The organism is Leclercia sp. EC_58 (genome assembly GCF_019584355.1).
Classification (GTDB): domain Bacteria; phylum Pseudomonadota; class Gammaproteobacteria; order Enterobacterales; family Enterobacteriaceae; genus Enterobacter.
Map to the genome: position 1 here is coordinate 715,997 of NZ_VDAM01000001.1, position 15,284 is coordinate 731,280.

Sequence of the window (15,284 nt, forward strand, 5' to 3'; positions counted from 1 at the left end):
GGGTCAAAAAAGGGCGCTGTGAGGAGAGGCGATCGCGCAATCGCGTGGCTTTTTATAAACAGGAGCCGATTCGGAAGGTATAGTGAACGATTGAGAAGAATTAACATCACACCGTTATGACGCAGACAATCCCATCTGAATTTAACTTTACGCCCGACGAGAGCGCGACCTTTGTCCCCATGCGGGGCCTGTCGAACCGCCATCTGCAAACCATGCTGCCGCGTCTCATCCGCCGTAAAGTGCTTTTTACCCCCGTCTGGCAGCGACTCGACCTGCCGGATGATGACTTTGTGGATCTGGCATGGAGTGAAGATCCCTCTAAGGCACAGCACAAACCCCGGCTGGTGGTCTTTCATGGTCTGGAGGGCAGCCTGCACAGCCCCTATGCTCACGGCCTGATTCAGGCGGCAAAAGCGCGCGGCTGGCTGGGCGTGGTGATGCATTTCAGAGGCTGTAGCGGCGAACCCAATCGCCAGAAACGCATCTATCACTCCGGCGAAACAGAGGATGGCACATGGTTCCTGCGCTGGCTGGCGGAGACCCACGGCCCGGCCCCCACCGCTGCGGTGGGTTATTCGCTGGGGGGAAACATGCTCGCCTGCCTGCTGGCGAAAGAGGGGGATACGATCCCGCTGGATGCCGCCGTCATCGTCTCTGCCCCGTTTATGCTGGAACAGTGCAGCTATCATATGGATAAGGGCTTTTCGCGCGTGTATCAGCGCTACCTGCTTAACCTGTTGAAAGGCAACGCCTCACGAAAACTGAAGGCCTATCCGGGCTCGCTGCCGATAAACCTTGAGCAGCTCAAGCGCATGCGGCGCATTCGTGAATTTGACGATCTGATCACCGCGAAAATTCACGGTTTTGCCGATGCGATTGACTACTATCGTCAGTGCAGCGCCATGCCATTGCTGAATCAAATCACCCGGCCTACGCATGATCATTCATGCGAAAGACGATCCGTTTATGGATCATCATTCGATTCCGGCGCCGGAACATTTACCGGCAAACGTACAGTATCAGCTGACCGAACATGGCGGACACGTGGGCTTTATCAGCGGAACGCTGCGCCGACCGCAGATGTGGCTGGAGACACGTATCCCGGACTGGCTGACTCCCTATCTGGAAAAATAAACATGATTATTCCCTGGCAAGATCTGGCTCCCGAAACGCTGGATAATCTGATTGAAAGTTTTGTGTTACGCGAAGGCACCGATTATGGTGAAGAGGAACGTTCGCTTGAGCAGAAGGTCGCTGATGTCAGGCGCCAGCTGCAAAGCGGTGAGGTGCTGGTCGTATGGTCCGAGCTGCACGAAACCGTCAACATCATGCCTCGCAATCAATTTCGCGGTTAACCGCGACATCTTTCCACTCAGGGAGTTGCTATGTCCGCCAGACATCCGGTTATCGCCGTCACAGGATCGAGTGGTGCGGGTACCACCACCACCAGCCTCGCCTTTCGTAAGATCTTCTCGCAACTGCATCTGCGTGCCGCGGAAGTGGAAGGCGACAGCTTTCACCGCTACACCCGCCCTGAGATGGATATGGCCATCCGCAAGGCCCGTGATTTAGGCAAACATATCAGCTACTTTGGCCCGGATGCTAACGACTTTGGCCTGCTGGAGCAGACCTTTGCAGAGTACGGTCGAAGCGGCACCGGCCAGTCGCGCAAATACCTGCATACCTATGATGAAGCGGTACCCTGGAACCAGGTGCCGGGCACTTTCACTCCCTGGCAGCCGCTGCCAGAACCCACGGATGTGCTGTTTTATGAAGGTCTGCACGGCGGGGTCGTTACGCCGCACCATGACGTGGCGCGCCATGTCGATCTGCTGGTGGGCGTCGTACCCATTGTAAACCTGGAGTGGATCCAGAAGCTGACGCGGGATACCAGCGAGCGCGGCCATTCCCGCGAGGCGGTGATGGATTCGGTGGTTCGCTCCATGGAGGATTACATCAACTTCCTGACGCCGCAGTTTTCCCGCACCCATATTAATTTCCAGCGCGTCCCGACCGTGGACACCTCTAACCCCTTTGCCGCTAAAGGCATCCCGTCGCTGGATGAGAGCTTTGTGGTGATCCATTTCCGCAATCTGGACAATATCGATTACCCCTGGCTGCTGGCGATGCTGCAGGGTTCGTTTATTTCACACATCAATACGCTGGTGGTGCCGGGTGGGAAGATGGGGCTGGCGATGGAGTTAATCATGACACCGCTGGTGCAGCGGTTAATGGAAGGGAAGAAGATCGATTGAGGCGTGTTGCCCGGTGGCGCTACGCTTACCGGGCCTACAAGGTTCTGTAGGCCGGGCAAACGAAGTGCTGCCCGGCGTTTGATCCAGGCCTTACGCCTCGATCACTTCATACGAATGGGTAATATTGACCGCTTTCTCCAGCATCAGCGCCACGGAGCAGTACTTCTCTGCAGAGAGATCTACCGCGCGGGAGACCGCAGCATCTTTCAGCGCTTTGCCGGTCACCACGAAATGCAGGTTGATATGGGTGAAGAGACGCGGTGCTTCATCCCGACGCTCTGAGGTCAGTTTCACTTCGCAGTCGGTCACATCGTGACGCCCTTTTTGCAGAATCGATACCACGTCGATAGCGCTGCATCCACCCGCCGCCATCAGAACCACTTCCATCGGGCTGGGTGCTTTATCACCGGAGTTGCCATCCATCAGAATCTGGTGCCCCGACGCGGACTCACCGAGAAACGTTAAACCTTCAACCCATTTCACACGTGCTTGCATTTTAACTCACTCCAGGATTGCATTTTTCTTGTCAGATTACGCGCCAGTAACAATTCTGGCAACGGAAGTCGACCTGCATCAAGCTGAAGCGAGACACCAGGAGACACGCGGCAAAAGCTATGCTAAAACAGTCGAGATGCTACAGTAATACATTGACGTTGCACATGTATGCAGAGGACATCACACATTACAGGCTGCTAATCATTGTGACAGCCAGACCCCAGGCAGGGGAAAGAATACGATTGCAACCCCAGAGTACAGGTACAGAGCCAGACTCTGGAGCCAGCTTATAACAGAGGATAACAGCGCATGGTGCTTGGCAAACCGCAAACAGACCCGACTCTCGAATGGTTCTTGTCTCATTGCCACATTCATAAGTACCCATCGAAGAGCACGCTGATTCACCAGGGTGAAAAAGCGGAAACGTTGTATTACATCGTCAAAGGCTCAGTGGCAGTGCTGATCAAAGATGAAGAAGGCAAAGAGATGATCCTCTCTTACCTGAATCAGGGAGACTTTATCGGTGAACTGGGCCTGTTTGAAGAAGGTCAGGAGCGTAGCGCCTGGGTCCGTGCGAAAACCGCGTGTGAAGTGGCTGAGATCTCTTATAAAAAGTTCCGCCAGCTGATCCAGGTTAACCCGGATATCCTGATGCGCCTCTCTTCGCAGATGGCTCGCCGTCTGCAAGTTACTTCCGAGAAAGTGGGCAACCTCGCCTTCCTGGACGTAACGGGCCGTATTGCTCAGACGCTGCTGAACCTGGCGAAACAGCCAGACGCCATGACCCACCCGGACGGTATGCAAATTAAAATTACCCGTCAGGAAATTGGTCAGATCGTCGGTTGTTCCCGTGAGACAGTGGGCCGTATTTTGAAAATGCTGGAAGATCAGAACCTGATTTCCGCCCACGGTAAAACCATCGTGGTTTACGGAACACGTTAATTCCGCTCAGACGGCGTGGCATCGCATGATGACACTCCGTTTTTGTCTCTCTCACCCATGTGGCGCAGGCTCATTTACCACCCGGAAGTTAACTACGCACTGCGGCAAACCCTGGTGCTGTGTCTCCCTGTGGCTGTGGGTTTAGTTCTCGGTTACCTGCAATACGGCCTTCTGTTTTCTCTCGTTCCCGCCTGCTGCAACATTGCGGGTCTCGACACGCCCCATAAACGCTTTTTTAAACGCCTGATGATTGGCGGCTGCCTGTTTGCTGGCTGTAGTCTTGCGGTGCAATTGCTGCTGGCGCGTGATATTCCGCTGCCCCTCATTCTGACCGCCCTGGCGATGACGCTGGGCGTCACGGCGGAGATCAGCGCCCTGCACGCCCGCCTGCTGCCCGCCTCGCTGATTGCGGCCATCTTTACCCTCAGTCTGGCGGGGAATATGCCGATCTGGGCGCCGCTGCTGATCTACGCCCTGGGGACACTCTGGTACGGTCTGTTTAACTGGTTCTGGTTCTGGCTGTGGCGGGAGCAGCCGCTGCGTGAATCCCTGAGCGTGCTCTACCGCCAGCTGGCCGATTACTGCGAAGCGAAATACACCCTGCTGACCCAGCATACCGACCCGGAAAAATCGCTGCCGCCGCTGCTGGCACGCCAGCAGAAGGTGGTGGACCTGATTAGTCAGTGCTACCAGCAGCTGCATATGCTGGCGGCGAACAGGAATCATGAATACAAACGCCTGCTGCGTACCTTCCAGGTGGGGCTGGATCTGCAGGAGCATATCTCCGTCAGCCTGCATCATCCGCAGGAGGTGCAAAAGCTGGTGGAACGCAGCCACGCCGAAGCGGTGATCCGCTGGAACGCACAGACCGTCGCCGCCCGGCTGCGGGTGCTGGCTGACGACATTCTCTATCATCGCTACCCCACCCGTTTCACCATGGACAAGCAGCTCGGCGCGCTGGAGAAGATCGCCCGTCAGCATCCGGATAACCCGGTGGGCCAGTTCTGCGCCTGGCACTTCAGCCGTATTGCCCGGGTGCTGCGCACCCAGCGCCCGCTCTACCCCCGCGACCTGATGGCAGACAAGCAGAAACGCCTGCCGCTGATCCCCGCCCTGAGAAGCTATCTGTCGCTGAAGTCTGCCGCCCTGCGCAATGCGGCCCGCATCAGCGTGATGCTGAGTATCGCCAGCCTGATGGGGATGGCGCTGCATCTGCCTAAGCCTTACTGGATCTTAATGACCGTGCTGCTGGTGACGCAAAACGGCTACAGCGCCACGCGGGTGCGCATCCTCCACCGGGCGGGCGGCACGATGGCGGGGCTGATTATTGCGGGGATCACCCTGCACTTACACGTCCCGGAAGGCTATACCCTGGCCGGTATGCTGTTGGTGACGCTGGTAAGCTACCTGATCATTCGCAAGAGCTACGGCTGGGCGACGGTGGGCTTTACGCTGACCGCCGTGTACAGCCTGCAACTGATTACGCTCAACGGTGAGCAGTTTATTATCGCCCGGCTGGCCGATACGCTGATTGGCTGCCTGATTGCCTTTGGCGGCATGGTCTGGCTGTGGCCGCAGTGGCAGAGCGGATTGTTGCGGCAGAATGCTCACGACGCGCTGGAGGCCGATCAGGAAGCCATCCGCCTGATCCTCAGCGACGATCCGCAACCCACGCCGCTGGCCTGGCAGCGCATGAAGGTCAATCAGGCGCACAATGCGCTGTTCAACTCCCTCAATCAGGCGATGCAGGAGCCGGGCTTCAATTCGGCATATCTGGCGGATATGAAACTCTGGGTGACGCACAGCCAGTTTATCGTCGAGCATATCAACGCAATGACGACCCTGGCGCGGGAGCATACGATGCTGACGCCAGACCTGGCGCAGCGTTATCTGCAGTCGTGTGAAATCGCCCTTCAGCGCTGTCAGCAGCGTCTGGAGTATGACGAGCCGGGTGAGAGTGGGGACAGCAATATTCTGGAAGCGCCAGAGACCCTGACGCAAGGCCCCATGAGTACGCTGGAACAACATCTGCAGCGCACCCTGGGGCATCTGAATACCATGCACACCATTTCGTCGGTGGCGTGGCGCCAGCGTCCGCATCATGGCATCTGGTTGATACGGCGTTTGAAACGCACACCGTATTAAACGCCGGGTGGCGCTGCGCTTACCCGGCCTACGGTCTTGTAGGCCCGTGCAAGCGTAGCGCCGCCGGGCTACACAGCTACTGCTGAACCACCCGCTTCACCGCCTGCGCAAAGCGGGTCATCCCCTCTTCGATATCCGCGCTTTCCACCAGCAGCGATGGCGCAAAGCGCATCACGTCCGGCCCGGCGTTGAGCACCATCGCCCCTTCACTGGCGGCGGCGTAGAGGAAATCGCGCGCCCGGCCTTTGTATTGCGGCTTCAGTTCGGCGCCAATCAACAGCCCCATGCCACGGATATCGCTGAAGACATCGTACTGCGCATCGATCTGCTGAAGATGCTTCACAAACTGCTCGCGCTTTGTATTGACGCCGCTCAGCACTTCCGGGGTATTGATGATATCGAACGCCGCCCCGGCAACCGCGCACGCCAGCGGGTTGCCGCCGTAGGTCGAGCCGTGAGAGCCCACGTGGAATGCCGACGCGATATCCTGCGTGGTGAGCACGGCGCTCACCGGGAAGCCACCCCCGAGCGCTTTGGCGCTGGTCAGGATGTCCGGCGTCACGCCGTAGTGCATATAAGCAAACAGATCCCCGGTGCGCCCCATGCCGCTCTGCACTTCGTCAAAGACCAGCAGGGCCTGGTGCTGATCGCACAGATCGCGCAGCCCCTGCAGGAATTCTGGCGTTGCCGCCATCACGCCGCCTTCACCCTGGATCGGCTCAACCACCACCGCGCAGGTGTGATCGTCCATCACCGCTTTTACCGCATGCAGATCGTTAAACGGCACGTGGATGATGTCGGCCGGTTTCGGGCCAAAACCATCGGAATATTTTGGCTGACCGCCCACGGTCACGGTAAACAGCGAACGGCCATGAAACGCATTGTGGAAGGCGATGATTTTGGTTTTAAACGGGCTGTGGCGGGTGGAGGCGTAATAGCGGGCCAGCTTAAAAGCGGTTTCGTTGGCTTCGGTGCCGGAGTTCATAAACAGCACGCGCTCGGCAAAGGTGGCGTCAATGATTTTGCGGCCCAGGCGCAGCGCCGGTTCGTTGGTAAAGACGTTGCTGGTGTGCCACAGGGTTTCGCCTTGGGTTTTGAGCGCCTCGACCAGCGCCGGGTGGCAGTGACCTAACGCCGTTACCGCAATGCCGCCCGCAAAATCAATGTACTCTTTGCCCTGTTGATCCCAGACGCGGCTGCCTTTCCCCTTCACCGGGATAAACTCAGCCGGTGCATAAATTGGCAGTATCACCTCATCGAATGTTGCGCGCGTAATTGCAGATTGTTCAGTTGCCATGTAACCCCACCCTTTTTTAAGCAAAAAGCAGAAGTGAAAATATAATCACGAAATATGCTTAAAAAATCACTTCATGGCAACTAAAAATCAACGTTTGAGGAAATTAGCCAGCAGCTGGTGGCCCTGTTCGCTGAGAATGCTTTCGGGATGGAACTGCACCCCTTCCAGATCCCATTCACGGTGACGGATACCCATGATCTCCTGCGTTTCGCTCCAGGCGGTCACCTCAAAGCAGTCGGGTAAGGTGGGCGGATCGATGATGAGAGAGTGATAGCGGGTGACGGTAAGGGGATTATTCAGGCCGCAGAACACCCCGGCACCGTTGTGCGTCACCGGGGAGGTTTTGCCGTGCATCACTTTCGCGGCCCGCACAATGGTCGCACCAAAGACCTGGGCGATGGCCTGATGCCCGAGGCAGACGCCGAGGATCGGCACTTTACCGGCATAGCGCTGGATCACCGCCAGCGAGATGCCGGACTCATCCGGGGTGCAGGGGCCGGGGGAGATAACGATTTTTTGCGGATTGAGCGCGGCGACATCCTCCAGAGAGAGTGCGTCGTTGCGCCGGACCACCACCTCCGCCCCCAGCTCGCAAAAATACTGGTAGAGGTTCCAGGTGAAGGAATCGTAGTTATCAATCAGCAGAATCATGGCGGCTCCTGAAAAAATGGCCGCCCTATTCTACTCAGTTTCCCCGGCTTCGCTTACCACTTTACGGAAGATTGCGTTCAACGCGCTCAGATCCCCCATCGCACCGCTCTGGTTGGCCTGCGCCCACTCTTCCGGGTCGATACCGCGCCAGTAAAGCTGATAGCCCGCATGGATCGCCAGCTGCTCAAAGAAGATGCGCTGAACAATACCGTTGCCGATGCGGAACGGATGCAGGACGTTAATCTCGCAATAGTAGTGGCTGAGGCGGTTAATGATATCCTCTCTCTCCAGCCCGACGAGATATCCCTCCTCCTCCAGATCCTGCATCAGGGCATTGCCCTCTTTTTCGATGTAGGCGAAGTGGCAGAAGCGGGTATCGCCCTGATAAATATCCATCTCACGAATATCACCCGCCCAGTCGAAGATATCCTGATAGATATGCTGATGAATGGCGCACAGATGCGGCAGGCCGCGCAGCAGCGGTCCCAGCCCCAGGGTTGCCGCTCGCAGCGCGGTGAATTCATACGCCGCCTGCGCCAGACGCTCCGCCTGGCGGATGCCCAGCCGGTTACGCATGACATTCAGCCCGGGATAGAGATAGGGATCGCGATCGTTGCCGTATTTATCGCTCATACTGCCTCCTGAGCTCCTCAAGACGCAGTTCTGCCTCGTCGGCATTGAGCGTGACTAATGGACTATCGACGCCTTCAAGTCGGCGACTGGCCTGAAAATTCGCGTTTCGCTGCTGTTCCCAAAGACGGGATTTTTGCTTATCAGTGAGTTTTTTCACCTTTTTCCTCCCTGCTTGTGCCCGTGTTGCCACAAGTATAAGCAGCAAACTGCGGTTTCGCAGGGAGGTAAAGGTAACGCGGGCAAAACTTGCCCGCGCCATTACGCATTAAGGCAGGACTTTCGCAGAGAGGATAACTATCGGTTTTGACGGCACATTCTGATAAGGACCGACGTCGTGCGTCTGTACCTGAGAAATTTTATCGGCCACATCCATGCCTTTCACAACTTTACCAAACACCGCATAGCCAAAATCACGCTGGCCATGGTCGAGGAAGGCGTTATCCGCCACGTTGAGGAAGAACTGACTGGTTGCGCTGTCTTTATCGGCGGTACGCGCCATGGAGATGGTGCCGCGGGTGTTACGCAGGCCGTTATCCGCTTCGTTCTTGATTGGCGGGTTTGGCTGCTTCTGCTGCATCTGCTCGTTGAAGCCGCCGCCCTGCACCATAAAGCCCGGGATCACACGGTGGAACGTGGTGCCGTTATAAAAACCGCTGTTGACATAATCGAGGAAGTTTTTCACAGAAACGGGAGCTTTCTGGCTGTTCAGTTCCAGCTCAATGTTGCCGGCAGAGGTGGTCAACAGAACGTGCGGGTCTCCTTTCGCTGCCAGCGCAGCAGGAGAGAGGGCTGAAAGAGCGAGTACAGCCGCGACAGCCACCAGGGTTGATTTGAGCATGAGAATTCCTTAACAAAGCGCAGTAAAGAAAGCGAATGGCTTGATTCTAAAGAGCAGTATGAACGTAGGCCAGCCCTTTACCTAATTTTACCTATTTGAAACAGATGTAACCGCCCGGCAAAGTCATGCCAGCGACCTTAACGTGATTAATATCACTCTTTTTTATGCAATGAATGATTAATTTGTCCTAAAAGATTTGATTAGATCACATTCACGATTAAAATCTGGCCGCTCGCAGCGCCGTCAATGCGCTTTACACTTCTATTCACAGGCCAGTCATGACTAACAGCAATCGTATCAAGCTCACATGGATCAGCTTCTTCTCCTACGCCCTCACCGGTGCGTTGGTAATTGTCACCGGGATGGTGATGGGAAATATCGCAGACTATTTCAACCTGCCCGTTTCCAGCATGAGTAACACCTTCACCTTTCTTAACGCCGGGATCCTGATCTCCATTTTTCTCAATGCCTGGCTGATGGAAATCGTCCCGCTGAAAACGCAGCTGCGTTTTGGCTTTGTGTTGATGGTCCTTGCCGTGGCGGGTCTGATGCTCAGCCACAGCATCGCCTTGTTCTCCGCCGCCATGTTTGTGCTGGGTCTGGTCAGCGGCATCACCATGTCCATCGGGACATTCCTCATCACCCACATGTATGAAGGCCGCCAGCGCGGCGCGCGACTACTCTTCACCGACTCCTTCTTCAGCATGGCAGGGATGATCTTCCCGATTGTGGCCGCCGCGCTGCTGGCCCGCAGCATTGAGTGGTACTGGGTCTACGCCTGCATTGGTCTGGTCTATGTGGCGATCTTTATTCTGACCTTCGGCTGTGACTTCCCGGTTCTGGGCAAAAAAGCGCAGACCACCAGCGAGCCGGTGGTAAAAGAAAAATGGGGGATTGGCGTCCTGTTCCTCTCTGTCGCCGCCCTCTGCTACATCCTGGGCCAGTTGGGCTTTATCTCCTGGGTACCGGAGTATGCCAAAGGTCTGGGGATGAGCCTGAACGATGCCGGTAAGCTGGTGAGTGACTTCTGGATGTCCTACATGTTCGGCATGTGGGCGTTCAGCTTTATCCTGCGCTTCTTCGATCTGCAGCGGATCCTCACCGTGCTGGCGGGCGTCGCCACCGTGCTGATGTACCTCTTTATCAACGGCTCCCCGGAGCAGATGCCGTGGTTTATCCTGACGCTCGGCTTCTTCTCCAGCGCCATTTACACCTCGATCATCACCCTGGGCTCCCTGCAGACCAAAGTGGCCTCGCCGAAGCTGGTTAACTTCGTGCTGACCTGCGGCACCATCGGCACCATGCTGACCTTCGTGGTGACCGGCCCGATTGTGGCGCATAAGGGCCCGCTGGCAGCGTTACACACCGCCAATGGTCTTTATGCCGTGGTATTTGTGATGTGCCTCGTGCTGGGCTTCGTCACCCGCCACCGCCAGCATAACGCGGCGGCAGTGACGCACTAATCCTTACGCCCCTTTGCGCTCAGTGAAGGGGCTGTTTTTGGTAAAGCATACCTCTTCCCCACCGTTGTCCATCTGCACCCAGGTCTGGGCTAACTGCGTGGCGGCAATGACTCTGCCCTGACGAATCGACCAGCGCACCGGCACCTGACAACGCACCGCCTCAAAGCCACTTTCCGCGGGCAGAATCACCAGATTCGCCGGATTCCCCGTCTCAATGCCGTAATCGCTCAGCCCAAACGTTCTGGCGCTGTTATGGGTGATCAGGTTAAGTCCGCTATCGATTTGCTGATACCCCATCATCTGACAGACATGCAGCCCCATATGCAGCACCTGCAACATGTTGCCGGTGCCCAGCGGATACCACGGATCAAACACGTCGTCATGGCCGAAGCAGACGTTGATGCCCGCCTCAAGCAGCTCCTTCACGCGGGTAATGCCGCGCCGCTTCGGATAATCATCAAAGCGCCCCTGCAGATGGATATTCACCAGCGGATTGGCCACAAAGTTAATTCCGGAGAGCTTCAGCAGGCGGAACAGCCGCGAAGTGTAAGCCCCGTTGTAAGAGTGCATGGCGGTGGTGTGGCTGGCAGTGACGCGCGGGCCGATCCCGGCCTCATACGCCAGCGTCGCCACCGTTTCGACAAACCGAGACTGTTCGTCGTCGATTTCATCGCAGTGAATATCCAGCGGCCGGTCGTACTTCTTCGCCAGTTCAAAGGCGATATGCAGGGACTGGACGCCATACTCCCGGGTGAATTCGAAGTGCGGGATGGCGCCCACCACATCCGCCCCCAGCTTTAAGACCTCTTCCAGCAGCGCCGCGCCATTCGGGTAAGAGAGAATCCCTTCCTGCGGGAAGGCCACAATCTGCAGCGTCACCCACGGGGCGACCTCCTGCTTCACCTCCAGCATCGCTTTCAGGGCGGTCAGCGTCGGGTCGGAGACATCCACATGGGTGCGCACAAACTGGATGCCGTTGGCGATCTGCCACTTCAGGGTTTTCCAGGCCCGGGCTTTAACATCCTCATGGCTGAGCAACGCCTTGCGCTCTGCCCAACGCTCTATGCCTTCAAACAGCGTCCCGGACTGATTCCAGTTCGGCTCACCTGCGGTCTGGGTGGTATCCAGGTGGATATGCGGTTCGATAAAAGGCGGGATGGCTAACCCTCCGCGGGCATTCAACACTTCATCGCTCTCAACCTGCTTTTCGCCCGTCGGGGTGATCTCGCCAAAACGACCGTTCTCAATAGCCAGCTGCCAAAAGCCGTCACGGCCCGGTAAACGAACGTTCTGAATAAGCCAAAGCGGTGCTGTAGACATCATATTCTCCCTAAGATGGGGGCTGAAATTCAGGAGTAGCTGAAATTAAAAATTAGCCTCCTGATTTGTACACATAATCATCGATTATGAAAAGCCTGCGATTTCCACGACTTATAAAAAACCTGACAAATCAGTCATCTACCCACTAAGGAGTAGTTGAAGGCGTATTTGATTTGCATCAATAAGCGCCGTTGCTGAATCGTTAAGGTAGGCAGTAATAGAAAAGAAATCGAGGCAAAAATGAGCAAAGTCAGACTCGCTATTATCGGTAACGGCATGGTCGGTCACCGCTTTATTGAGGATCTTCTCGATAAAGCCGATGCCGCCCAGTTCGACATTACCGTGTTCTGTGAAGAACCCCGTAAGGCGTACGACCGCGTGCACCTCTCCTCCTATTTCTCTCACCACACTGCCGAAGAACTCTCTCTGGTGCGCGAAGGTTTTTACGAGAAACATGGCGTGAAGGTGCTGGTGGGCGAGCGCGCTATCACCATCAACCGTCAGGAAAAAGTGATTCATTCCAGTGCGGGACGCACGGTTTTTTACGACAAGCTGATCATGGCGACTGGCTCCTATCCGTGGATCCCGCCGATCAAAGGCTCGGAAACCCAGGACTGCTTCGTCTATCGCACCATTGAAGATCTTAACGCTATCGAATCCTGCGCCCGTCGCAGTAAACGCGGGGCGGTGGTCGGCGGCGGCCTGCTCGGCCTCGAAGCCGCTGGCGCACTGAAGAACTTAGGCGTTGAAACCCACGTCATCGAATTTGCCCCGATGCTGATGGCAGAGCAGCTTGACCACATGGGTGGCGAGCAGCTCAAACGCAAAATTGAGAGCATGGGTGTGAAAGTTCACACCAGCAAAAATACCAAAGAGATCGTGCAGGAAGGTACCGAGGCGCGTAAAACCATGCGCTTCGCCGACGGTAGCGAGCTGGAAGTCGACTTTATTGTCTTCTCTACCGGTATTCGTCCGCGCGACAAGCTGGCTACCCAGTGCGGCCTGGCGGTTGCCCAACGCGGCGGGATCATGATCAACTCTACCTGCCAGACCTCCGATCCGGATATCTACGCCATCGGCGAGTGCGCCAGCTGGGAAAACCACGTCTACGGTCTGGTCGCCCCTGGCTACAAAATGGCGCAGGTCGCCGTTGACCATATCCTCGGCAATGAAAACGCCTTCGAAGGCGCGGACATGAGCGCCAAGCTGAAACTGCTGGGCGTGGACGTAGGCGGTATCGGCGATGCGCATGGCCGTACGCCAAACTCCCGCAGCTACGTCTATCTCGACGAAAGCAAAGAGGTCTATAAACGTCTTATCGTCAGCGAAGATAACAAAACCCTGCTCGGCGCGGTGCTGGTGGGCGACACCAGCGATTTCGGCAACCTGCTGCAGCTGGTGCTGAACGCTATCGAACTGCCGGAGAACCCGGATGCGCTGATCCTGCCTGCTCATGCGGCCAGCGGCAAACCTTCTATCGGTGTCGATAAGCTGCCCGACAGCGCGCAGATTTGCTCCTGCTTCGATGTCACCAAAGGCATGCTGATTTCTGCCATCAACAAAGGCTGCCACACCGTGGCGGCGCTGAAAGCGGAAACCAAAGCCGGTACCGGCTGCGGCGGCTGTATCCCCCTGGTGACCCAGGTGCTCAACGCCGAGCTGGCGAAACAGGGTATCGAAGTGAACAACAACCTGTGCGAGCACTTCGCTTACTCTCGCCAGGAGCTGTACCACCTGATCCGCGTGGAAGGCATTAAATCTTTCGACGAGCTGCTGCAGAAACATGGCCAGGGTTACGGCTGTGAAGTGTGTAAACCGACCGTCGGTTCTCTGCTGGCCTCCTGCTGGAATGAGTATGTGCTCAAACCACAGCACACGCCGCTGCAGGACACTAACGACAACTTCCTGGCGAACATCCAGAAAGACGGTACCTACTCGGTGATCCCACGCTCTGCCGGTGGCGAAATCACCCCGGAAGGGCTGGTGGCGGTGGGCCGCATCGCCCGCGAATTTAACCTCTACACCAAAATCACCGGCTCCCAGCGTATCGGTCTGTTCGGTGCGCAGAAAGATGACCTGCCGGAAATCTGGCGTCAGCTGATTGAAGCGGGCTTCGAAACCGGTCACGCCTATGCCAAAGCGCTGCGTATGGCGAAAACCTGCGTCGGCAGCACCTGGTGCCGTTACGGCGTGGGCGACAGCGTCGGCTTCGGCGTCGAGCTGGAAAACCGCTACAAAGGCATTCGTACCCCGCACAAAATGAAGTTCGGCGTCTCCGGCTGTACCCGTGAATGTGCCGAAGCGCAGGGTAAAGATGTGGGTATCATCGCCACTGAGAAAGGCTGGAACCTGTACGTCTGCGGTAACGGCGGGATGAAACCACGCCATGCAGATCTGCTGGCGGCGGATATCGACCGTGAAACGCTGATCAAATACCTCGACCGCTTCATGATGTTCTACATCCGTACCGCGGACAAACTGACCCGTACCGCGCCGTGGCTGGATAACCTGGAAGGCGGCATCGACTACCTGAAGTCCGTCATCATCGACGACAAACTCGGCCTGAACGCGACGCTGGAAGAAGAGATGGCTCGCCTGCGCGACGCCGTGATTTGCGAATGGACTGAAACTGTCAACACCCCGTCGGCGCAGGTTCGCTTCAAACACTTTATCAACAGCAACCAGCGCGATCCGAGCGTGCAGGTCGTGCCTGAGCGCGAGCAACATCGCCCGGCAACGCCATATGAACGTATTCCGGTCATGCTGGTGGAGGAAAACGTATGAGCCAGTGGGTCAATATCTGCAACATCGACGAGATCCTGCCTGCCACCGGTGTGTGTGCGCTGTTAGGTCATGAACAGGTTGCCATTTTCCGTCCGCGCCACGACGAACAGGTTTTTGCCATCAGCAATATCGACCCGTTCTTTGAGGCCAGCGTGCTTTCCCGTGGGATTATCGCTGAGCATCAGGGCGAGCTGTGGGTTGCCAGCCCGCTGAAAAAGCAGCGTTTCCGCCTGAGCGACGGCCACTGTATGGAAGACGAAACCCGCTCCGTGAAGCACTATGACGTTCGCGTGAAGGACGGCAAGGTGCAGCTGAGAGGCTGATTGAAACGGGGGCGCAATGCCCCCGCTATTTGTTTTGATTTTGATGTTGTAGGCCCGGCAAGCGCTGCGCCGCCGGGCAGTTGCCGGGTGGCGGAGCAGGCTCCTTATCCGGCCTACAACGTATTTATTCTTTCTTTC

Annotated in this window: 14 protein-coding genes and 1 pseudogene; 8 read left to right on the top strand and 7 right to left on the bottom strand. The window is 56.7% G+C overall.

All coding sequences use genetic code 11. The features are described from left to right. Positions 1–116: 116 nt before the first annotated feature. The 3 genes and pseudogenes from FHC51_RS03665 to FHC51_RS03675 all read left to right on the top strand — a co-directional run bounded on the left by FHC51_RS03665 (position 117) and on the right by FHC51_RS03675 (position 2,255). Positions 117–1,134: pseudogene (locus FHC51_RS03665) on the top strand (hydrolase). Positions 1,135–1,136: 2 nt separating this feature from the next. Continuing rightward, complete coding sequence (locus FHC51_RS03670) at positions 1,137–1,355, top strand: YheU family protein (RefSeq protein WP_103824833.1); 219 nt, start codon at positions 1,137–1,139, stop codon at positions 1,353–1,355. A gap of 30 nt (positions 1,356–1,385) precedes the next feature. Next, positions 1,386–2,255, top strand: a complete 870-nt coding sequence (locus FHC51_RS03675; protein ID WP_103824832.1) for a phosphoribulokinase — start codon at positions 1,386–1,388, stop codon at positions 2,253–2,255. Between the two features lie 90 nt (positions 2,256–2,345). Here FHC51_RS03675 and FHC51_RS03680 read toward each other — a convergent pair whose 3' ends face one another. Further along, on the bottom strand, positions 2,346–2,750 hold the full coding sequence (locus FHC51_RS03680) for an OsmC family protein (RefSeq protein ID WP_103824831.1): 405 nt from the start codon (positions 2,748–2,750) through the stop codon (positions 2,346–2,348). Positions 2,751–3,059: 309 nt separating this feature from the next. Between FHC51_RS03680 and crp the strand changes: the two genes are divergently transcribed. After that, a complete protein-coding gene (gene crp / locus FHC51_RS03685) occupies positions 3,060–3,692 on the top strand; it encodes a cAMP-activated global transcriptional regulator CRP (RefSeq protein WP_000242758.1) in 633 nt (210 codons plus the stop codon). A 57-nt stretch (positions 3,693–3,749) separates the two neighbouring features. Beyond that, on the top strand, positions 3,750–5,837 hold the full coding sequence (locus tag FHC51_RS03690; protein ID WP_103824830.1) for a YccS/YhfK family putative transporter: 2,088 nt from the start codon (positions 3,750–3,752) through the stop codon (positions 5,835–5,837). Between the two features lie 76 nt (positions 5,838–5,913). On the opposite strand, the gene FHC51_RS03695 is transcribed toward FHC51_RS03690, so the two are convergent. The 5 genes from FHC51_RS03695 to ppiA form a co-directional block, all read right to left on the bottom strand. Further along, on the bottom strand, positions 5,914–7,134 hold the full coding sequence (locus FHC51_RS03695) for an aspartate aminotransferase family protein (RefSeq protein ID WP_220434911.1): 1,221 nt from the start codon (positions 7,132–7,134) through the stop codon (positions 5,914–5,916). Between the two features lie 87 nt (positions 7,135–7,221). Continuing rightward, positions 7,222–7,785, bottom strand: a complete 564-nt coding sequence (pabA, locus tag FHC51_RS03700) for an aminodeoxychorismate synthase component 2 (RefSeq protein WP_220434912.1) — start codon at positions 7,783–7,785, stop codon at positions 7,222–7,224. Between the two features lie 30 nt (positions 7,786–7,815). Continuing rightward, positions 7,816–8,418 carry a putative adenosine monophosphate-protein transferase Fic gene (locus FHC51_RS03705; protein ID WP_220434913.1) on the bottom strand — a complete coding sequence of 201 codons (603 nt, stop codon included), beginning with the start codon at positions 8,416–8,418 and terminating at the stop codon, positions 7,816–7,818. Next, the gene (locus FHC51_RS03710; RefSeq protein ID WP_103177289.1) at positions 8,408–8,575 is read right to left on the bottom strand and encodes a YhfG family protein; all 168 of its coding nucleotides are present in this window, start codon (positions 8,573–8,575) and stop codon (positions 8,408–8,410) included. The genes FHC51_RS03705 and FHC51_RS03710 overlap by 11 nt, the downstream gene beginning before the upstream one ends. Positions 8,576–8,683: 108 nt before the next feature. After that, the gene (gene ppiA / locus FHC51_RS03715; protein WP_220434914.1) at positions 8,684–9,256 is read right to left on the bottom strand and encodes a peptidylprolyl isomerase A; all 573 of its coding nucleotides are present in this window, start codon (positions 9,254–9,256) and stop codon (positions 8,684–8,686) included. A 278-nt stretch (positions 9,257–9,534) separates the two neighbouring features. Between ppiA and tsgA the strand changes: the two genes are divergently transcribed. Further along, positions 9,535–10,719 carry an MFS transporter TsgA gene (gene tsgA, locus FHC51_RS03720; RefSeq protein WP_220434915.1) on the top strand — a complete coding sequence of 395 codons (1,185 nt, stop codon included), beginning with the start codon at positions 9,535–9,537 and terminating at the stop codon, positions 10,717–10,719. 3 nt (positions 10,720–10,722) lie between these two features. Here the strand turns inward: tsgA and FHC51_RS03725 are convergent, their stop codons facing one another. Next, a complete protein-coding gene (locus FHC51_RS03725; RefSeq protein WP_220434916.1) occupies positions 10,723–12,039 on the bottom strand; it encodes a cytosine deaminase in 1,317 nt (438 codons plus the stop codon). A gap of 240 nt (positions 12,040–12,279) precedes the next feature. On the opposite strand from FHC51_RS03725, the gene nirB reads away from it, so the two are divergent. Continuing rightward, positions 12,280–14,823 (top strand): nitrite reductase large subunit NirB, encoded by a 2,544-nt coding sequence (gene nirB, locus FHC51_RS03730; RefSeq protein WP_103177293.1) that lies wholly within the window; start codon positions 12,280–12,282, stop codon positions 14,821–14,823. Further along, positions 14,820–15,146 (top strand): nitrite reductase small subunit NirD, encoded by a 327-nt coding sequence (nirD, locus tag FHC51_RS03735; protein ID WP_103177294.1) that lies wholly within the window; start codon positions 14,820–14,822, stop codon positions 15,144–15,146. The genes nirB and nirD overlap by 4 nt, the downstream gene beginning before the upstream one ends. Positions 15,147–15,284: the final 138 nt, after the last annotated feature.